Below are 14,326 nucleotides of genomic sequence, written 5' to 3'. Positions count from 1 at the left end.
GCCTAGCCAAACACTGCCCTCCGGGAAACAGCACCATCGGGCAGGTGCCCGATGGTGCTATGGCCCGCGCCGAACCTCCTTCCTACGATCCGACCCTCTTGAACGAGCACAGAAGGCGCCGGGCCCCGGTGTCAGCTAACGAGGAATGGCAGTTATGACGAAGAAGAGCGCCTGCAGGCGATGGATGGCTTGTGTGTGGAGCCTGGCCCTGTTGACGGCCTGCGGGGGCGGCGGCGCAGGAGGGGCCGGTGGCGGCTTGCTTCCACCCATCGGCTTTCCGCCGCCCGTCGCGGTGACGCATCGGATGGACGTGAGCATCACCGGCGCCGGTCGTGTCGCGTCGCAGCCTGCGGGCATCGACTGCGCCGACAGCTGCGGCGCGGACTTCGCATCGGGCACGCAGGTCACGCTCACGGCCACGCCGGCGGCGGGGCAGGTGCTCGGCAGTTGGGGCGGCGCGTGCAGCAGCAATGCCGGCACCTGCACCGTGCGCGTGGACGCCGCGCTCACCGTCACGGCCGCGTTCGTCGCCGCACCGCCGGTGGTCGGCTGGGGCGATGCGGTCACGCTGTCCGCCGCCGGAGCCAGCTTGCCGAAGGTGGGGGTCGATGCGCAAGGGCGCGCGCTGGTCGTGTGGCGTCAACTCGAGGTCAATTCGCTGACGGACAGGCTGTGGGGCAGCCTCTACCAACCCGGCGGCGGCTGGAGCACGCCGCAGCGCCTCGAGGCCAACAACGGTGCGGTGCGCGACGTCCGTGTCGCCATCGACAAGCCGAGCGGCCGTGCCGTCGTGGTGTGGACGCAGTTGAGCTCGGTAACGGGCTATGACCTGTGGGCGCTGCAAGTCGATCCATCGACCGGCTGGGGCACGCCGGCGCTGCTGGAGACCGGCACCGGCACGGTCGGCTTCGCGAGCGCGGGCATCGACGCCAACGGCAATGCCGTCGCCGTGTGGTCGCAGATCGGTCCCGCCACCCGCTTCAGTATCTATGCCAACCGCTACACGCCGGCGGGTGGCTGGGGCACGGCCGCGCTGATCGAGACCGACGAGGTTGTGGGCACCGTGGACGGCGACCCGGCGGTCGTGGTGGCGGGCTCGGGCGAATCGTTGGCCGTGTGGAAGCGCTCCACCGGCAGCAGCGCCTCGCTCTGGACCAATCGCGCCGATGCGGGCGGCGCCTGGGCCGCGGCGGCTGAACTCGTGCCGGACGCCGGCACCGCGCAGTCGATCGGCGCGCACGATCTGGCAATCGATGCCGGCGGCAATGCGCTGCTGGCCTGGGGCCAGGTCGACCTGCCCGGCGGCGGCAACCAATGGGAGAGTGCCGTGTGGTTCAAGCGGTTCTCGGGAGGCGCCTGGCAGGGCGACACCGCACGCGTGGGCGCGCCGTTCATGTCGACGCAGGCCTTGCTGAGCACACCCGTGCTGCGCATGAACGCGGCCGGTGCGGCCGTGGTGAGCTGGGGGCGGCTGGACAACGCGCTCATGGCCGCAACGGCGGCGCCGGGCGCGGCATTCGGTGCGGACACCGTGGTCCGGCCGGCAGCTTCACAGGCGCTGACGAGCCTGCCCGCGCTGGGCGTGGATGACGCGACGAATGCGCTGGCAGCGTGGACCCAGGCCAACGGCGCGGGGACCGGTGACCTCTATGCAGCCCGCCACACGCTGGCCGGAGCTTGGGGCGCGCAGGCGCTGCAGGAAAGCAGCGATGAAGCGGCCCAGACGCCCGACATCGGCATGAACGAACTGGGGAACGCGGTCCTGGCCTGGCAACAGTTTGACCCGGCTGCGGGAACGCGCATCTACATCCGCCAGTACGGTTCTGGCAGATAGGCCTCGCGCTGCTGTGTGCAGTCGCGGGCCGGGGCGGCGACTAAGCCCGCCGCCGCGCGGCCACGTGGAGCGTGCGCACGCGCGTCTCGTCTTGCGGCTGCGCAGGCGTCGATCTTCCCCACCCCTGCGGCAGCTCATGCAGCACGGTTTCCGCATCGAGCGAGCGAATGGCCACCGAGGTATCGGCCGGAATCCGCCCCTGCGCCAGCAGCGCTTCGTAGCGCAAGGCGCTCACCCGCAGGAACGACGCGAAGTTACCGACTTCGCCGCGCGCAGCCACCAGCTCGTCGTAGAGCCGCTCGATGAGCTGCACCACGACCATGCCGTCGCGTTGCGCAATTTCTTCGAGCACCTGCCAGAACAGGTTCTCGAGCCGGATGCTGGTGACGACGCCGTGCAGCCGCACCGAGCGCGTGCGCGCGTCGTAGCTCTGTGGGTCTGCACTGATGAAGACTTCGCACATGGGCCGTCTCCTTGAGGGGCGTGGGGTGGTTGGGCGACGCACGCACTGTAGCGCCGCCCATCTGCCGAAGCGAGCCGGCGGCTCAGTGCTCGATGCGCGTGCCCAGCACCATCAGGAACTGCGAGAGCCATGCCGGGTGCGCCGGCCATGCAGGCGCGGTGACCAGGTTGCGATCGGTCACGGCCTGATCGACCGGAATGCCCATGTACTCGGCGCCCGCCAGTTCCACCTCGACCTGGCAGGCCGGGTAGGCCGACACCTTGCGGCCCTTCAGCAGGCCCGTGGCCGCGAGCAACTGCGCGCCGTGGCACACCGCCGCCAGCGGCTTGTCGGTGGCCAGGAAGTGCCGCGCGATCTCGACCACGCGGCTGTGCATGCGCAGGTATTCGGGCGCGCGGCCACCGGGAATGACGAGGGCGTCGTAAGCCTCGGGGCGAACGTCGGCGAAGTTGGCGTTCAGCGTGAAGCGGTGGCCCGGTTTCTCGCTGTAGGTCTGTGCGCCCTCGAAGTCGTGGATGGCGGTGTGAATCCAGTCGCCGGCCTTCTTGTCCGGCGCCACGGCATGCACCGTGTGGCCCACGGCGAGCAGCGTCTGGAAGGGCACCATGGTTTCGTAGTCTTCGGCGTAGTCGCCGCAGAGCATCAGGATCTTGCGAGCCATCTCTTGTCTCCTTCGAATGAGGTTGGAATGCGGCTTGGCGCCGGGGCGCCTGCCGTCGCCGCATTATTCGAAGGGGGAGTGCCCAGCGGGTAGCAGCCGGCTGTGACTCCGCTGCACCGGCCTCAGATGAGCGTCGCGCGCACGCCTGGTTGAGGGAAGGCGCTGGTGCAGTTAACAGAAGTTCGCAAAGATTGCAGGGCGCCCCAAAGAGCCGTTCCGCGCCACAGGGTCGTCATTGACCTGCCTTTTCGCCTGAATAGTCTCGCTCAGGGTTTTCCCGCATCTCCGGGTCGACCTCATCCGGACAGACAGACAACTTACAGAAAAGGCCGAATCATGAAGACCACCCAACTCGCCCTCGCTGCTGCGCTCACCGTGCTTGCAGTCGCTTCCGCCAATGCCCAGCAACGCACTCGCGAAGCCGTCGAAGCCGAAGCCATCGCCGCCGCTCATGCGCCGGACCAGAACGTCACGCGCGGCTCGCGCGGTGCCGATCCGTTCAAGTCCGTGGCCGATCCCGAAGCCGTGTACAAGCAAGCCGTCGAAACCGCCAGCGCGCCCAACCAGAACGTGACGCGCGGCTCGCGTGGCGCCGATCCGTTCACGTCCAGCCGCGACCCGGCTCAGGTCTACCAGGAAGCCATGGCCACCGCCGCGGCGCCCGACCAGAACGTGACCGGCGGCTCGCGCGTCAACAGCCGGGTCATCTCGACCATGCAGAACCCCGTGCTGCAGTCGGCACAGAGCAAGTAAGCAAGCTCCGAAAGCGCCGCCGCTACGCACTGCTCCGCGCGCGGCGCGTGGGCTCGGCCTGATGCAGATAGCCGGTGAAGGTGTCGGGCGGCGACGAGCCCGTGAGCCGGGTCAGGATGCGGCCGACTTCGCCCCGGTGATAGCCCGCATGGGTCGCCACGTGGGCCAGCATCTCCTCGCGCGACATCCGCCCCGGGGCTCCGTCGGTGAACGTGAACTCGATGCTTTCCTCGAGCTCCTGAGGGTTCAGGCGCGCGACGTAGTCGATATACCAGCGATCGGTTTCCTTCACTGACTCGGCCAACGCTTGCAGCAGCGGCGGCTCTTGCGCACCCGTCGCGGTGTAGGCATGCGTCATGCGCTGGACATTCGCGACGAAGATGCGGTCGACGATGCAGGCGTGGTTGAAGACGCGAAGCGCCATGCGGTATTCGTCGAGCGGGCCTTGCCTGGCCAGGTCGGCCAAACCCGCGAGCAGCCCCTCGTCGGCCCAGGCCTTGTACTGGAACAGCGAAGTCAGAAGCGTCTGCGTACTCATCACAATCTCCCTTTGAAGCATGAAATGCACGCCTCGCGTTTCATCGGATGGCCGCCAGCGTGCGGTCCTATTCTTGAGTGGAGCCTCGAACTTGGGTACTCGCATTCCCCCGCCGCGCAGGACCATGCGCAAAGCGCCGCGCCAGCAGCGTTCGCGCGTCACGGTGGACGTGATCGTCGAAGCCGCAACTCGCGTTCTGGCGCGCCGCGGATGGGCGCGGTTCACGACCAACGAGATTGCGGCCGTCGCGGGCGTGAGCGTCGGCTCGCTCTACCAGTACTTCCCGAACAAGCTGGCGATTGCCGAAGCGATCCGCCAGCGTCATCTCGACGAGGTGCTCGTGGCGTTGTCCGGCGCCGGGGACGACAACGAGACCATCCCGCTCGACCAGCGGGCGGCGCGGTTTGCCGACGGTGTCATTGCCGCCCATTCGGTCGACGAGGCGCTGCACCGGGTTCTGCTCGACGAGGTGCCGCTCGTGGCGCGGTCGAGCTATGCGGAGTTCGAGGCGGAATACCAGCGACGCTATCGGGCGCTGATCGCCGCGAGCGCGGGCGCGAACGGTGCCGCTGGTGACGACGAGACGGCCGCCCGCGTGCTCTCATCCGCCGTCGAAGGGGTCGTCCACGCGGCGGCGCATCGTGGCGACCTGGGCTTGCCCGCGCTCAGAAGCGAACTTGTCAGGTTGATCCTTGCCTACCTGCGCGACCGCCAGCAGGCAGCGTGAACGCTCAGGCGTAGGCCTTGGTCGAGCGCAATTGCAGCAAGGCCAGCATGCGCGCTTCCTCCGCATCCCGCAGGCTCTTGGCGGCCCGGCTGGCGGAGTACGACACGTAGAGCGTGTCGATCGCTTTCTCCCAGCACTGGGCCGTCTGGTAGATGCTGTCGGCACTTCCCGGCTTGGCCGGCACGGCGTATCCGGCCTTGTGGAGGATGTTGGCTTTGTGGTCGGTGCTGAGCATGACGTGGTCCCCCCAGTCGATGGTGTGAGGAGCACGATATCCGCGATGCAGCATGTGCGCTATTGGCCACACGACGTATCCAGATGTAGGAAAAACCCGCCCTCAAGAGGCTTTGGCGGCCAGAAACTAGGCCATAAGGCTTAGGTCGTGTCTCTCGATTGCCACACGAGGGTGGCGGCAGTCAGGTCTTCCAGGGCACTGCCGACGGCCTTGAACACGGTGCGTTCTCCGGCGGCCGAGCGACCCGGATGCTCCGCGCGGCACAGCGTGGCCAGCGTACCCCGGACCTCTTCCGCACGCAGCGTGCCGGCGGCCATCGCGTCGAGCAGATCGCCGGATTTCTGCAGCGCCTCTTCCGTGTCCACGAAGGTTTGTGCGCCTGCAAAGCACTGCACGTCGGCCTCGCGCATCGCGGGTGTGAAGCTGCCGATCAGGTCCAGGTGTGAGCCCGGCGCCAGCCATTCGCCGCGCACCAGCGGCGCGGTGGCCAGCGTGGCGCAGCTCACGATGTCGGCCCGGCGCACGCCTGCTTCCAGGTCGGTGGTTGCCCGCGCGTTCCAGCCCTCGGCGCGCCACTGCGCGGCCAAAGCTTCGGCGCCTTCGGCCCGGTGGTTCCACACCCACAGTTCGTCGATGGGCCGCACGCTCGCGTGCGCGGCCGGCAGCATGCGAGCGATGCGGCCGGTGCCCAGCACCAGCAGCCGATGCGCGTCCTGCCGTGCCAGAAACGAGGCCCCAAGTGCCGACGCCGCGGCCGTGCGGCGTGCGGTGATCTCGTTGCCGTCCATCATCGCCAGCGGCACGCCGGTGTGCGCGTCGTACAGCACATAGGTCGCATGCAGCCCGGGCAGGCCGCGCGCGCTGTTGCCGGGAAAGATGTTGATGGTCTTGATGCCCAGGAAACCCGCGTCGCTCCACGCCGGCATGATGAGCACGGTGCCTTTGCTGCTGCCGTCGCTTCCCGCGGTCTCGATGCCGTGCACATGGCGCGGCGGAACCTGGGCCCCGGCCGCGAAGGCCGCGTGCAGCGCAGGCACCAGCCGCTCGAAGCTCAGCGGTGCGCGGGTGGCGGCTTCGTCGAAATGCTTCATGGCTGTCGTCATTGCTGCAGCGGATGCTGCGCGGATTCGAAGAACGCGGTCAGCGCCTTGCGATAGGCGGCGCCGTACCGCAGGGCCGTCATCGGTTCGAGGTGACTGGCGCCCGGCACTTCGATCAGCCGCTTGGGCTCGCGCGCATCGGCCAGCAGGCGCCTCGAATGCGTGGGCGAAATCACCTGGTCGGCCGTGCCATGGATCAGCAGCAGCGGAATGGGCGACACGGCCGCCACGTACTTCGACGCCGCGTACTCGTCGCTCACCAGCATGCCTGCGCCCCACAGCTTGTCGTTGGCAATCGATGAGTAGGAATAGAAAGTCGACTCGATGGCCGCCGCCCTCACGCCCGCCCGGTTACCCGCACCGACCACCGCAATGGCATTGGTGCCGCCCAGGCTCTGCCCGAAGACGAACAGCCGCTGCGCATCGACATCGCTGCGCGAGCGCACGTAGTTCAGCGCGGCGTTGGAATCCTCGAACACGCCCTTGGGCTCCGGCTTGCCTTCAGACTGGCCGTAGCCGCGGTAGTCGAACACGAACACGTTGTAGTCCTGCTTCGGCAGCCAGGCCGCGAAGCGCCAGTGCGTGCTCATGTTCTGCGCGTTGCCATGGAAGTGCACCACCGTGCCCTTGGCTTCCTTCGGGTTCCGGCGATTCTCCGCGGGCAGGAACCAGCCGCTCAGGCGCGTGCCGTCTGCGCTGGTGAATTGCACGCTCTCGTAGCGCAGGCCCAGAACGTCAGGCGTTTCATAGGCCACGCTGTCGGGGTAATAGAACATCGACTGCACGCAGCCCGTCAGCATGAGCGGCAGCGCGCACAGCGCCAGCTTCTTGCACCACCGGCGGACCGCGCTGTTCGTCATGTCTGCTTGCTGCCTGCGGTGGCCGCGCGGTTCTCCGCGAGCATGTTGCAGAAGAGGGCACCTTGCTCGATGGCGTCGTCCAGCGCGACGTGCGTGTGCGGCAGCTTGTCGAACCAGCGGCGCGGCATGGCGCGCTTGGTGCTGTCGCGGTAGTCGAGCTTGAGCATCGCCATGGCGAACGACTTGACGTCGAGCGCCGAGTGGCTGAACGGACTCTCGCCCGCAAAGCGCATCAGGTACCAGTAAACAAAAAGAAAGTCGAAGCCCGCCGGGTAGGCGACGAACACCGGCCGCGCGGGCAGGCCCTTGAGCCAGCTCACGTAGTTCTTCATCGCGTGGGCTGGGTCCTGCAGATCGGTGCGGCATGCGGCCCAGGCCTCGGGCTGGGTCTTCCACCAGGCAGCGGTCTTGGGGTCGGCCTCGGCGCCGGGCAGGGTGTGCAGGTTGGCGCTGAAGGTGGAGACGAGTTGCTTGTCGGCCGTGTAGGCGGCCGAGCCGAAGCTGAGCATCGAGTTCGGGCCCGGGATGGGGCCGTCGGATTCGACGTCTGTGCTTATGTAGATTTCTGACATGGGTTCAATCGATTTCGAGGATGGATCCGACCGAGCGTTGAAGTTCTTCTATCAGCTCGGGGTCCATGTATTTGTATTCATCGGGAATGTCGAGCACATGGATCGGCTTGCCTTCCAGCATCCGCGTGAACTCGGCCACCAGGCGTGACTTGTGTTTTTCTTCCATCACGAGGATCACGTCGGCCCATTCGACGTCGTCGACGGACACCTTGTGCCGCGCGTTCGGGCTCGTGCCGGCGGAGCGTGCGGAAATCAGCGGGTGCCGGCGCCAGAGTTGTTCCGCGGTCGGGCTGCGCCACTGGTTGCGGCTGCAGATGAAGAGGACGTTGCGCATGAATCGGGTGGAGGCTTGGGGCAGCTGGAAGACATGCATGTCTTGCCAGCGCCCGGACGAGTTTTCGATCAGCGTGACTTCGGTGCAGGTCGCATGCACGGCGCCAGATGCGAGGAGGCGAATCTGCAGTTCGGCGGCTGCCGCATCCGCGTCGAGCGCGTTGCCGTGCGCCACCGTCAGATGCGGAATGACGCCTTGGTGTTCGCCGCCGTACGGCGGGAAATTAGGGAAGGCTTCCACGAGCGCCATCGTCATTTCGATGAAGGGCGCGGCCGGCTCCGGTGCGAGGTAGGCGGTTTCGGGGAAGCGTCCGACCTTGGCCAGGGAAAAGTCAAACGACGGCGTCTTGTTCAGAACCCGCTGCGCACGCTCCAGCACTTCGGGTGTGATCAGTGCAGGGTCCATGAAAGGCACGAGCACTGTGATGTGCGCCGGCACGCCGAGTGCGACAGTCGCGTCGTAGCGGCGGCGCAGGTCCCCGACAAGAGCCTCGGCAGCGGGGACTTTCACGGCGAATGCGGAGATGGCCATCGCGGCGGAGGATAGCTCAGGCGTTGGCGATCTGGCCCCAGTCGAGCCCGTGCTTGACGAGGTACTTGCGCAGCCTGTCCGCATCGTTCACCACGCTGCGTTGCGCGCGCGAGGCCTGGAAGAGCTGGCGGCCCGCATCGGACAGGCTGCGCGATTGCCGGCAGACGCGCACCACCGCTTCGAGCTGCAGGCGGTCGAACAGGTCGAGCGCTGCTGCGCGCTCTTCGCCGAGCAGCGCATCGAGATCGACGTCGCCGCCCGCGACTGCCGACGGCCCCTGGTGCTTCCACAGCCACCGCAGCCGCGCAATCTCCGCCTCTACCAGTGCCACTGGAATGCGCCCGCCATCGGCCAGTGTCGCCAGCCGCGTCACGCTCGCCGACAGGTCGCGGAAGTTGCCGCTCCAGATCGCCTCGCCGCTCTGTGCAAAGCGCAGGTAGGCAGCGCGTGCCTCGGCGTTGAAGCGCACCACGCGATGGTTCTCCGTTGCGTGAATGGCCAGCAGGTGATCGACGTTGGGCTCGATGTCCTCGGGGCGCTGCGCGAGGCCCGGCAGGTCGTAGGTCCAGAGGTTGATCCGTGCGAACAGGTCCTCGCGGAATCGGCCTTCGGCTACGTCGCTGCGCAGGTCGCGGTTGGTGCCGGCGATGAGCTGGAAATCGCTCTCCACTTCCTTGTCTGCGCCCACTGGAAAGAAGCGCTTCTCTTCGATCGCCTTCAGCAGCATTGCCTGCTCGTCGAGCCCGAGTTCGCCGATCTCGTCGAGGAAGAGTGCGCCCTGGTGCGCAGTGCGCAGCAGGCCCGCACGATCACTTGCCGCTCCGGTGAAGGAGCCCTTCTTGTGCCCGAACAGCGTGGACGCCGCCCCGTCCCCTCGCAGCGTCGCGCAGTTCACTTCCACGAATGGCCCCGTCATCTGGTGCCGCGCCTGCTTCAGCTCGAACATGCGCCGCGCCAGGAAGGACTTGCCAGCGCCCGTCGGCCCGATCAGCAGGATCGGCGCGCGCGATCGCACGGCCACGCGTTCGATTTCGTCGATCAGCGCATTGAAGCGTGCGTTGCGCGTGGCGATGCCGCTCTTCAGGAACGCGACCGCATCGCGCTGCTCTGCATCGAAGCGCCGCGCGATCACGTCGTAGCGCGACAGGTCGAGGTCGATCAGCGTGCACTTGCCGGCCTCGCCTTCGCGCTGCTTCCTGGGCGGCGAAGTCTGTGCCAGCACGCCGGGCACCACGCGCGATTCCGACAGCAGGAACATGCAGATCTGTGCAACGTGCGTGCCGGTGGTGATGTGCGTCCAGTACTGCTCGCGCTCGGTGTCGAAGCTGTAGCTGCGCGCCCAGTCGTACAGGCGCGTGTAGACCTCGCCGAAATCCCACGGGTCCGCAAGGTCGAGCGGCACGAGGTTGACGGTGGTCTCGGGAGACACGGCGGCGATGTCGGCCTTGACCACTTCCGCGAGCGCCTTGTGCCGCAGCGTGTAGAGCAGCTCCATGCGCGAGACGACCATGTCCTCGTGCTGCGCGAGCGAGACGGTGGGGCGCCACTTGTTCCAGCGGCCCGCGCCCTGGCCGGCATCGAGCTGGGTGCCGAGGAAGCCGATGACGACGATTGGCTTCATAGATATAAAACTAGCTGAATTTATAAATGAATGTGAATTCTATCTAGCTTGATATCGCGAGCAATGGCGCTGAGAAAAGAATTTCTCCTTTCATATCAACAACTTGTTCAACGCCGGCCCGCAACAGCGCCAAGCTGGCACGCTGGCTGCAATAGATCACCCGTCAGGATGCAGTTCAACCGCTCGCAGGTGCCGCATGAAAGCGGCCCGGTGCAGCAAGCCAGGTCTGTCCTTGGGTTTGCCGTATGCCGCAGCTGAACTGGCTGGCAACTGGGCTTGTTCCAGTTTTGCTCATGGTTGAGCACCGTGTTGACCACATGGCGTTGCGGGTTCGATTCCCGCGAAAAACCCGGCGGTGCTTGCACCGCCATCTGATGGGGGCGAAAGCCCCTCCGCCCCGGCACACCGGAGCGATGGCGCAGGGCATGCAAATGCCTTGCGGCGCGCGACACCGTGCCAAGCGCAGGCGGCTTGCGCACCGCGTGTGTGGCAAGGAACTGCGTGCAGCCATCGACGGCGAGGGAAGTGACGGCGTTGCACATGCGACGACGGGAGGCACCTACCGAACCGCGCGACCGCTGCACGTCAGGCCTTGGCTACCGCAGTGCCCGCCGCCTGCCCTTTCGAGGGCCTGGATTGAGTGACTGAACGAAACGAATAACCGAACTGAACAACGAGTGGGAGTAGAAAAAATGCTGGGTTTCAACCGAATCACGATCAAGAAGAACGAACGCGCGCTGCTGCTGCGCAATGGCGATTTCGAGCAACTGCTCGGCGCGGGCAAGCACTGGGTGTTCTCGCGTTTCGACCGCATCGAACTGGAGCGCTTCGCGCTCGCCCAGCCGGCGTTCGAGCACGAGCTGGCCGATTACTTCCTGGCGCGCGAGCCCGAACTGGTCGAGCGTGAGTTTGTGCACGTGTCGCTTGGTGAGGCCGAAGTCGGCCTGCGCCTGGAAGACGGCGTGCTGGTGCAGATCCTGCCGCCTGCCACGCGCAAGCTGTACTGGCGCGGTCTGCGTGAGCAGCGCGTCGACGTGATCGACGTGGCCGACGATGCGCGTCTGCCGGCTGAGCTGGTTTCGAAGCTGCAGAGCGTGGCCCTGCGTCCGCGTGCGGTGGCTGGCCTCGACGGTGTGTTGCTGGTCCAGGTGCCCGAGTTCCATGTCGGCGTGTTGACGCTGCAGGGCCAGATGCAGGAGCTGCTGCCGCCGGGTAACCACGGTTTCTGGCGCTTCAACCGTCAAGTGGCCGTGTCCTGTGTGGACCTGCGTGCGCAGATTGCCGAAGTGAGCGGCCAGGAGATCCTGACCCGCGACAAGGTGGGCCTGCGCTTGAACATGTCGGCAGTGTGGCGCTTCACCGATGTGCGGCAGGCGATGGCGCAGATGCCGAAGCCTGCCGAGCATGTGTACCGCGAGCTGCAGTTCGGGCTGCGTGCAGCCGTCGGCGAGCAGACGCTCGACGCATTGCTGGAGAACAAGGCAGCCATCGACCAGACGGTGCTGGCGCAGGTGCGTGAGCGGCTGGAAGGTACTGGCATTGCGCTGGAGAGCGTGGGCGTGAAGGACATCATCCTGCCCGGCGAGATGAAGACCATCCTCGCCCAGGTGGTGGAGGCCGAGAAGTCGGCCCAGGCCAACGTGATCCGTCGCCGTGAGGAAACCGCGGCCACGCGCTCGCTGCTGAACACCGCCAAGGTGATGGAGGGCAACCCCGTCGCGTTGCGAATGAAGGAACTCGAAACGCTGGAGCGGGTGGCCGAGCGGATCGACAAGATCTCCGTGATCGGCGGCTTGGACCAGGTGCTCAACGGGCTGGTGACGCTTCGGCCAAGCGGTTCCTGAGCGATAGGCAGAGAGAGATACGGGCACGCAGGCACAGAAGGGAGCGCCACTGCCAAAAATGTTGATATTGCCGGCAGCCTGGGTAAGACCAGGTACGGCGGGAAAGTCGGTTGACGAGCAAGGTTGAGGATGCAGGTGCTGGCTCCGATGACGGGTCTGTCACTGGCGCGCGTTTCCAATCGTCGACTGGGCCATCGGACTCAAGAACCATGGTCGCCGTATTGATGCGGGTTCGAATCCCGCCGTGTCCACCAGTTGGTCGTAAAGAATAGATAGACAGACAGAAAGAAAAGAAATGGAACAGAACTACAACCTCCACGAAGTCGAAAACGGCGTGCCCGTGAAGATGTGGACCCGCGGCGTGCCCGTGGAAGCCGAAGCGCAGAAGCAGCTCGAGAACGCCGCGCGCCTGCCTATCGTGTTCAAGCACATCGCGGCCATGCCCGACGTGCACTACGGCATCGGTGCGACCGTGGGGTCGGTGATCCCGACCTTCAAGGCCATCATCCCGGCCGCGGTGGGCGTGGACATCGGCTGCGGAATGATGGCGTGCAAGACCACGCTGCATGCCAACGACCTGCCCGACAACCTGGGACCGCTGCGCGGCGCGATCGAGAAGGCCGTGCCACACGGCTCGAACCCCAAGCGCATGGGCCGCGATAAAGGCTCGTGGGAAACGCCACCGAACGAAACCGACGTGGCGTGGGGTGCGCTGAAGGACGAGTTCGACGCAATCTGCGAAGACTACCCGCGCCTGAAGAACACCAACAACCACAAGCACCTGGGAACGCTGGGTACGGGCAACCACTTCATCGAGGTGTGCCTGGATGAAGCGGGTTCCGTGTGGTTCATGCTGCACTCGGGTTCGCGCGGCGTGGGTAACGCCATCGGTACGCACTTCATCGAGCTTGCGAAGAAAGACGCCGAGCTGCACCAGCGCAACCTGCCCGATCAGGATCTGGCGTACTTCGAGGAAGGTGCCCAGTATTTCGGCGACTACGTGCGTGCAGTGGGCTGGGCCCAGAAGTTCGCGCGTGCGAACCGCGAAGTGATGATGCAGCGCGTGGTCGCGGCCGTGCGCAAGGTCATCACCAAGCCCTTCGAGGCGCACGTGGAAGCGGTGAACTGCCACCACAACTACGTGAGCCGCGAAACGCACTTCGGTGAAGACGTGCTCATCACCCGCAAGGGCGCGGTGAGCGCAAAGACTGGCGAGCTGGGGATCATCCCCGGCAGCATGGGCGCCAAGAGCTTCATCGTGCGCGGAAAGGGCAACCCCGAGAGCTTCATGAGCTGCAGCCACGGCGCCGGTCGAAAGATGAGCCGTACCAAGGCGAAGAAGCTCTACACGGTGGCCGACCAGATCGCCGCGACCGAAGGCGTGGAATGCCGAAAAGACGCCGACGTGATCGACGAGATTCCGATGGCCTACAAGGACATCGACGCGGTGATGGATGCGCAGAAAGACTTGGTGGAGGTGGTTTACACGCTCAAGCAGGTTGTTTGTGTGAAAGGTTGAACGTGATGCTGTAGGAGGGGAAAGGGCCCGCGAGAAGCGGGCCCGCCTTCGTAGCGTCGCATTACGAGGGTTCGAAGAAAAATGAAGAGCAACAAACAACGCCGCGCCGAGATCAAGGCGCATCGCCTCAATCGCGCTCTCGCACAGGCTGCACGCCTGCGCGCGCAGGATGTCCGGCCGCTGCGGACCGACGACGAATACTCGCCTGGACGGGAGCTGGCGGATCGGCTCGTTTTGCAGCTGCATAACAACACGTATGGAATGCTGCCTGCCTTCTACGTAGCGCGCCCTTTCACCTGCCGCGATTGCGGTGCCGAAGAGGTGTGGACCGCCAAGCAACAGAAGTGGTGGTACGAGGTAGTGCACGGCGCCATCGATAGCCGGGCGGTGCGTTGCCTTGCATGCCGCCGCGCGCGTCGCCAGTGCTTGCGGAACACCGGGCCGGGCGCGAACCTTCTGCGCGAGCAGACGGATCGCCTGCGTGCGTTGGGCGCAACGAAGCCGAATGCGCAAGCCGAAGCCGAAATCGAAGCCGCACTGCAAAGCAAGTGGTGGAGCCTGCGTGTCGTAGCGATTCAGACGCTCGGTCGTTGGGGAGGCGCGGAGAATCTCGCAAGGCTCCATGCGTTCATGGCGGCTCGTCCGGAAGGCGGACGCCGATACTTTGGTTGGGAGCGGGTCGCTGCAGACGCCGCGAGAAGCGCACTGATGTACAGGGAGCGATCGACGTGATG

At 66.0% G+C, this 14,326-nt stretch carries 16 protein-coding genes; 6 read left to right on the top strand and 10 right to left on the bottom strand.

Features of this window, described 5'->3' with window-relative positions:
- The first annotated feature begins 154 nt into the window (after window positions 1–154).
- Window positions 155–1,834: an InlB B-repeat-containing protein gene (locus tag AC07O3_RS22315; RefSeq protein WP_495340366.1), complete on the top strand. Its 1,680-nt coding sequence runs from the start codon at window positions 155–157 to the stop codon at window positions 1,832–1,834.
- A 40-nt stretch (window positions 1,835–1,874) separates the two neighbouring features.
- Here the strand turns inward: AC07O3_RS22315 and AC07O3_RS22310 are convergent, their stop codons facing one another.
- A complete protein-coding gene (locus tag AC07O3_RS22310) occupies window positions 1,875–2,297 on the bottom strand; it encodes a ribbon-helix-helix domain-containing protein (protein ID WP_354338014.1) in 423 nt (140 codons plus the stop codon).
- Between the two features lie 82 nt (window positions 2,298–2,379).
- Window positions 2,380–2,958 (bottom strand): DJ-1/PfpI family protein, encoded by a 579-nt coding sequence (locus AC07O3_RS22305; RefSeq protein ID WP_354338016.1) that lies wholly within the window; start codon window positions 2,956–2,958, stop codon window positions 2,380–2,382.
- Between the two features lie 336 nt (window positions 2,959–3,294).
- On the opposite strand from AC07O3_RS22305, the gene AC07O3_RS22300 reads away from it, so the two are divergent.
- Entirely contained in the window at window positions 3,295–3,711 is a 417-nt protein-coding gene (locus AC07O3_RS22300) for a hypothetical protein (protein ID WP_495340365.1), read from the top strand.
- 22 nt (window positions 3,712–3,733) lie between these two features.
- On the opposite strand, the gene AC07O3_RS22295 is transcribed toward AC07O3_RS22300, so the two are convergent.
- Window positions 3,734–4,249: a DinB family protein gene (locus AC07O3_RS22295; RefSeq protein WP_495340364.1), complete on the bottom strand. Its 516-nt coding sequence runs from the start codon at window positions 4,247–4,249 to the stop codon at window positions 3,734–3,736.
- 124 nt (window positions 4,250–4,373) lie between these two features.
- Here AC07O3_RS22295 and AC07O3_RS22290 point away from each other — a divergent pair, with 124 nt between their 5' ends.
- Window positions 4,374–4,976 (top strand): TetR/AcrR family transcriptional regulator, encoded by a 603-nt coding sequence (locus AC07O3_RS22290; protein ID WP_495340363.1) that lies wholly within the window; start codon window positions 4,374–4,376, stop codon window positions 4,974–4,976.
- 4 nt (window positions 4,977–4,980) lie between these two features.
- On the opposite strand, the gene AC07O3_RS22285 is transcribed toward AC07O3_RS22290, so the two are convergent.
- The 7 genes from AC07O3_RS22285 to AC07O3_RS22255 form a co-directional block, all read right to left on the bottom strand.
- Window positions 4,981–5,211 carry a hypothetical protein gene (locus AC07O3_RS22285; protein ID WP_093057578.1) on the bottom strand — a complete coding sequence of 77 codons (231 nt, stop codon included), beginning with the start codon at window positions 5,209–5,211 and terminating at the stop codon, window positions 4,981–4,983.
- Window positions 5,212–5,351: 140 nt separating this feature from the next.
- On the bottom strand, window positions 5,352–6,302 hold the full coding sequence (gene lhpI / locus AC07O3_RS22280) for a bifunctional Delta(1)-pyrroline-2-carboxylate/Delta(1)-piperideine-2-carboxylate reductase (protein ID WP_495340362.1): 951 nt from the start codon (window positions 6,300–6,302) through the stop codon (window positions 5,352–5,354).
- An 8-nt stretch (window positions 6,303–6,310) separates the two neighbouring features.
- Window positions 6,311–7,171 (bottom strand): alpha/beta hydrolase, encoded by an 861-nt coding sequence (locus tag AC07O3_RS22275; protein ID WP_093079626.1) that lies wholly within the window; start codon window positions 7,169–7,171, stop codon window positions 6,311–6,313.
- On the bottom strand, window positions 7,168–7,743 hold the full coding sequence (locus AC07O3_RS22270) for a 3'-5' exonuclease family protein (RefSeq protein ID WP_093057580.1): 576 nt from the start codon (window positions 7,741–7,743) through the stop codon (window positions 7,168–7,170). Before AC07O3_RS22270 ends, AC07O3_RS22275 begins: the two co-directional genes overlap by 4 nt.
- A gap of 4 nt (window positions 7,744–7,747) precedes the next feature.
- Window positions 7,748–8,608: a 2'-5' RNA ligase family protein gene (locus tag AC07O3_RS22265; RefSeq protein ID WP_495340361.1), complete on the bottom strand. Its 861-nt coding sequence runs from the start codon at window positions 8,606–8,608 to the stop codon at window positions 7,748–7,750.
- Between the two features lie 16 nt (window positions 8,609–8,624).
- Window positions 8,625–10,229 (bottom strand): RNA repair transcriptional activator RtcR, encoded by a 1,605-nt coding sequence (gene rtcR, locus AC07O3_RS22260; protein WP_495340360.1) that lies wholly within the window; start codon window positions 10,227–10,229, stop codon window positions 8,625–8,627.
- 107 nt (window positions 10,230–10,336) lie between these two features.
- The gene (locus AC07O3_RS22255) at window positions 10,337–10,771 is read right to left on the bottom strand and encodes a hypothetical protein (protein ID WP_258352998.1); all 435 of its coding nucleotides are present in this window, start codon (window positions 10,769–10,771) and stop codon (window positions 10,337–10,339) included.
- 150 nt (window positions 10,772–10,921) lie between these two features.
- On the opposite strand from AC07O3_RS22255, the gene AC07O3_RS22250 reads away from it, so the two are divergent.
- The 3 genes from AC07O3_RS22250 (at window position 10,922) to AC07O3_RS22240 (ending at window position 14,324) form a co-directional block, all read left to right on the top strand.
- Window positions 10,922–12,073, top strand: a complete 1,152-nt coding sequence (locus AC07O3_RS22250; protein ID WP_440532619.1) for a slipin family protein — start codon at window positions 10,922–10,924, stop codon at window positions 12,071–12,073.
- Window positions 12,074–12,368: 295 nt separating this feature from the next.
- Window positions 12,369–13,592, top strand: a complete 1,224-nt coding sequence (locus AC07O3_RS22245; RefSeq protein ID WP_495340359.1) for an RtcB family protein — start codon at window positions 12,369–12,371, stop codon at window positions 13,590–13,592.
- Window positions 13,593–13,673: 81 nt separating this feature from the next.
- Window positions 13,674–14,324, top strand: coding sequence for a zinc-ribbon domain containing protein (locus AC07O3_RS22240; protein ID WP_495340358.1), 651 nt, complete (start codon window positions 13,674–13,676; stop codon window positions 14,322–14,324).
- Window positions 14,325–14,326 lie beyond the last annotated feature (2 nt).

The sequence above is a fragment of the Variovorax sp. GW821-FHT09D05 genome (assembly GCF_059416325.1).
This window is presented reverse-complemented; position numbering and strand designations above follow the sequence as displayed.

What these genes read in the sequence shown, in the direction of transcription:
- lhpI (WP_495340362.1), bottom strand. Translation starts at nt 6,302, where the DNA reads ATGAAGCATTTCGACGAAGCCGCCACCCGCGCACCGCTGAGCTTCGAG.
- AC07O3_RS22310 (WP_354338014.1), bottom strand. Translation starts at nt 2,297, where the DNA reads ATGTGCGAAGTCTTCATCAGTGCAGACCCACAGAGCTACGACGCGCGC.
- AC07O3_RS22285 (WP_093057578.1), bottom strand. Translation starts at nt 5,211, where the DNA reads ATGCTCAGCACCGACCACAAAGCCAACATCCTCCACAAGGCCGGATAC.
- AC07O3_RS22315 (WP_495340366.1), top strand. Translation starts at nt 155, where the DNA reads ATGACGAAGAAGAGCGCCTGCAGGCGATGGATGGCTTGTGTGTGGAGC.
- AC07O3_RS22290 (WP_495340363.1), top strand. Translation starts at nt 4,374, where the DNA reads ATGCGCAAAGCGCCGCGCCAGCAGCGTTCGCGCGTCACGGTGGACGTG.
- AC07O3_RS22300 (WP_495340365.1), top strand. Translation starts at nt 3,295, where the DNA reads ATGAAGACCACCCAACTCGCCCTCGCTGCTGCGCTCACCGTGCTTGCA.
- AC07O3_RS22240 (WP_495340358.1), top strand. Translation starts at nt 13,674, where the DNA reads ATGAAGAGCAACAAACAACGCCGCGCCGAGATCAAGGCGCATCGCCTC.
- AC07O3_RS22305 (WP_354338016.1), bottom strand. Translation starts at nt 2,958, where the DNA reads ATGGCTCGCAAGATCCTGATGCTCTGCGGCGACTACGCCGAAGACTAC.
- AC07O3_RS22265 (WP_495340361.1), bottom strand. Translation starts at nt 8,608, where the DNA reads ATGGCCATCTCCGCATTCGCCGTGAAAGTCCCCGCTGCCGAGGCTCTT.
- AC07O3_RS22295 (WP_495340364.1), bottom strand. Translation starts at nt 4,249, where the DNA reads ATGAGTACGCAGACGCTTCTGACTTCGCTGTTCCAGTACAAGGCCTGG.
- AC07O3_RS22255 (WP_258352998.1), bottom strand. Translation starts at nt 10,771, where the DNA reads ATGTGCAACGCCGTCACTTCCCTCGCCGTCGATGGCTGCACGCAGTTC.
- AC07O3_RS22270 (WP_093057580.1), bottom strand. Translation starts at nt 7,743, where the DNA reads ATGTCAGAAATCTACATAAGCACAGACGTCGAATCCGACGGCCCCATC.
- AC07O3_RS22275 (WP_093079626.1), bottom strand. Translation starts at nt 7,171, where the DNA reads ATGACGAACAGCGCGGTCCGCCGGTGGTGCAAGAAGCTGGCGCTGTGC.
- AC07O3_RS22250 (WP_440532619.1), top strand. Translation starts at nt 10,922, where the DNA reads ATGCTGGGTTTCAACCGAATCACGATCAAGAAGAACGAACGCGCGCTG.
- AC07O3_RS22245 (WP_495340359.1), top strand. Translation starts at nt 12,369, where the DNA reads ATGGAACAGAACTACAACCTCCACGAAGTCGAAAACGGCGTGCCCGTG.
- rtcR (WP_495340360.1), bottom strand. Translation starts at nt 10,229, where the DNA reads ATGAAGCCAATCGTCGTCATCGGCTTCCTCGGCACCCAGCTCGATGCC.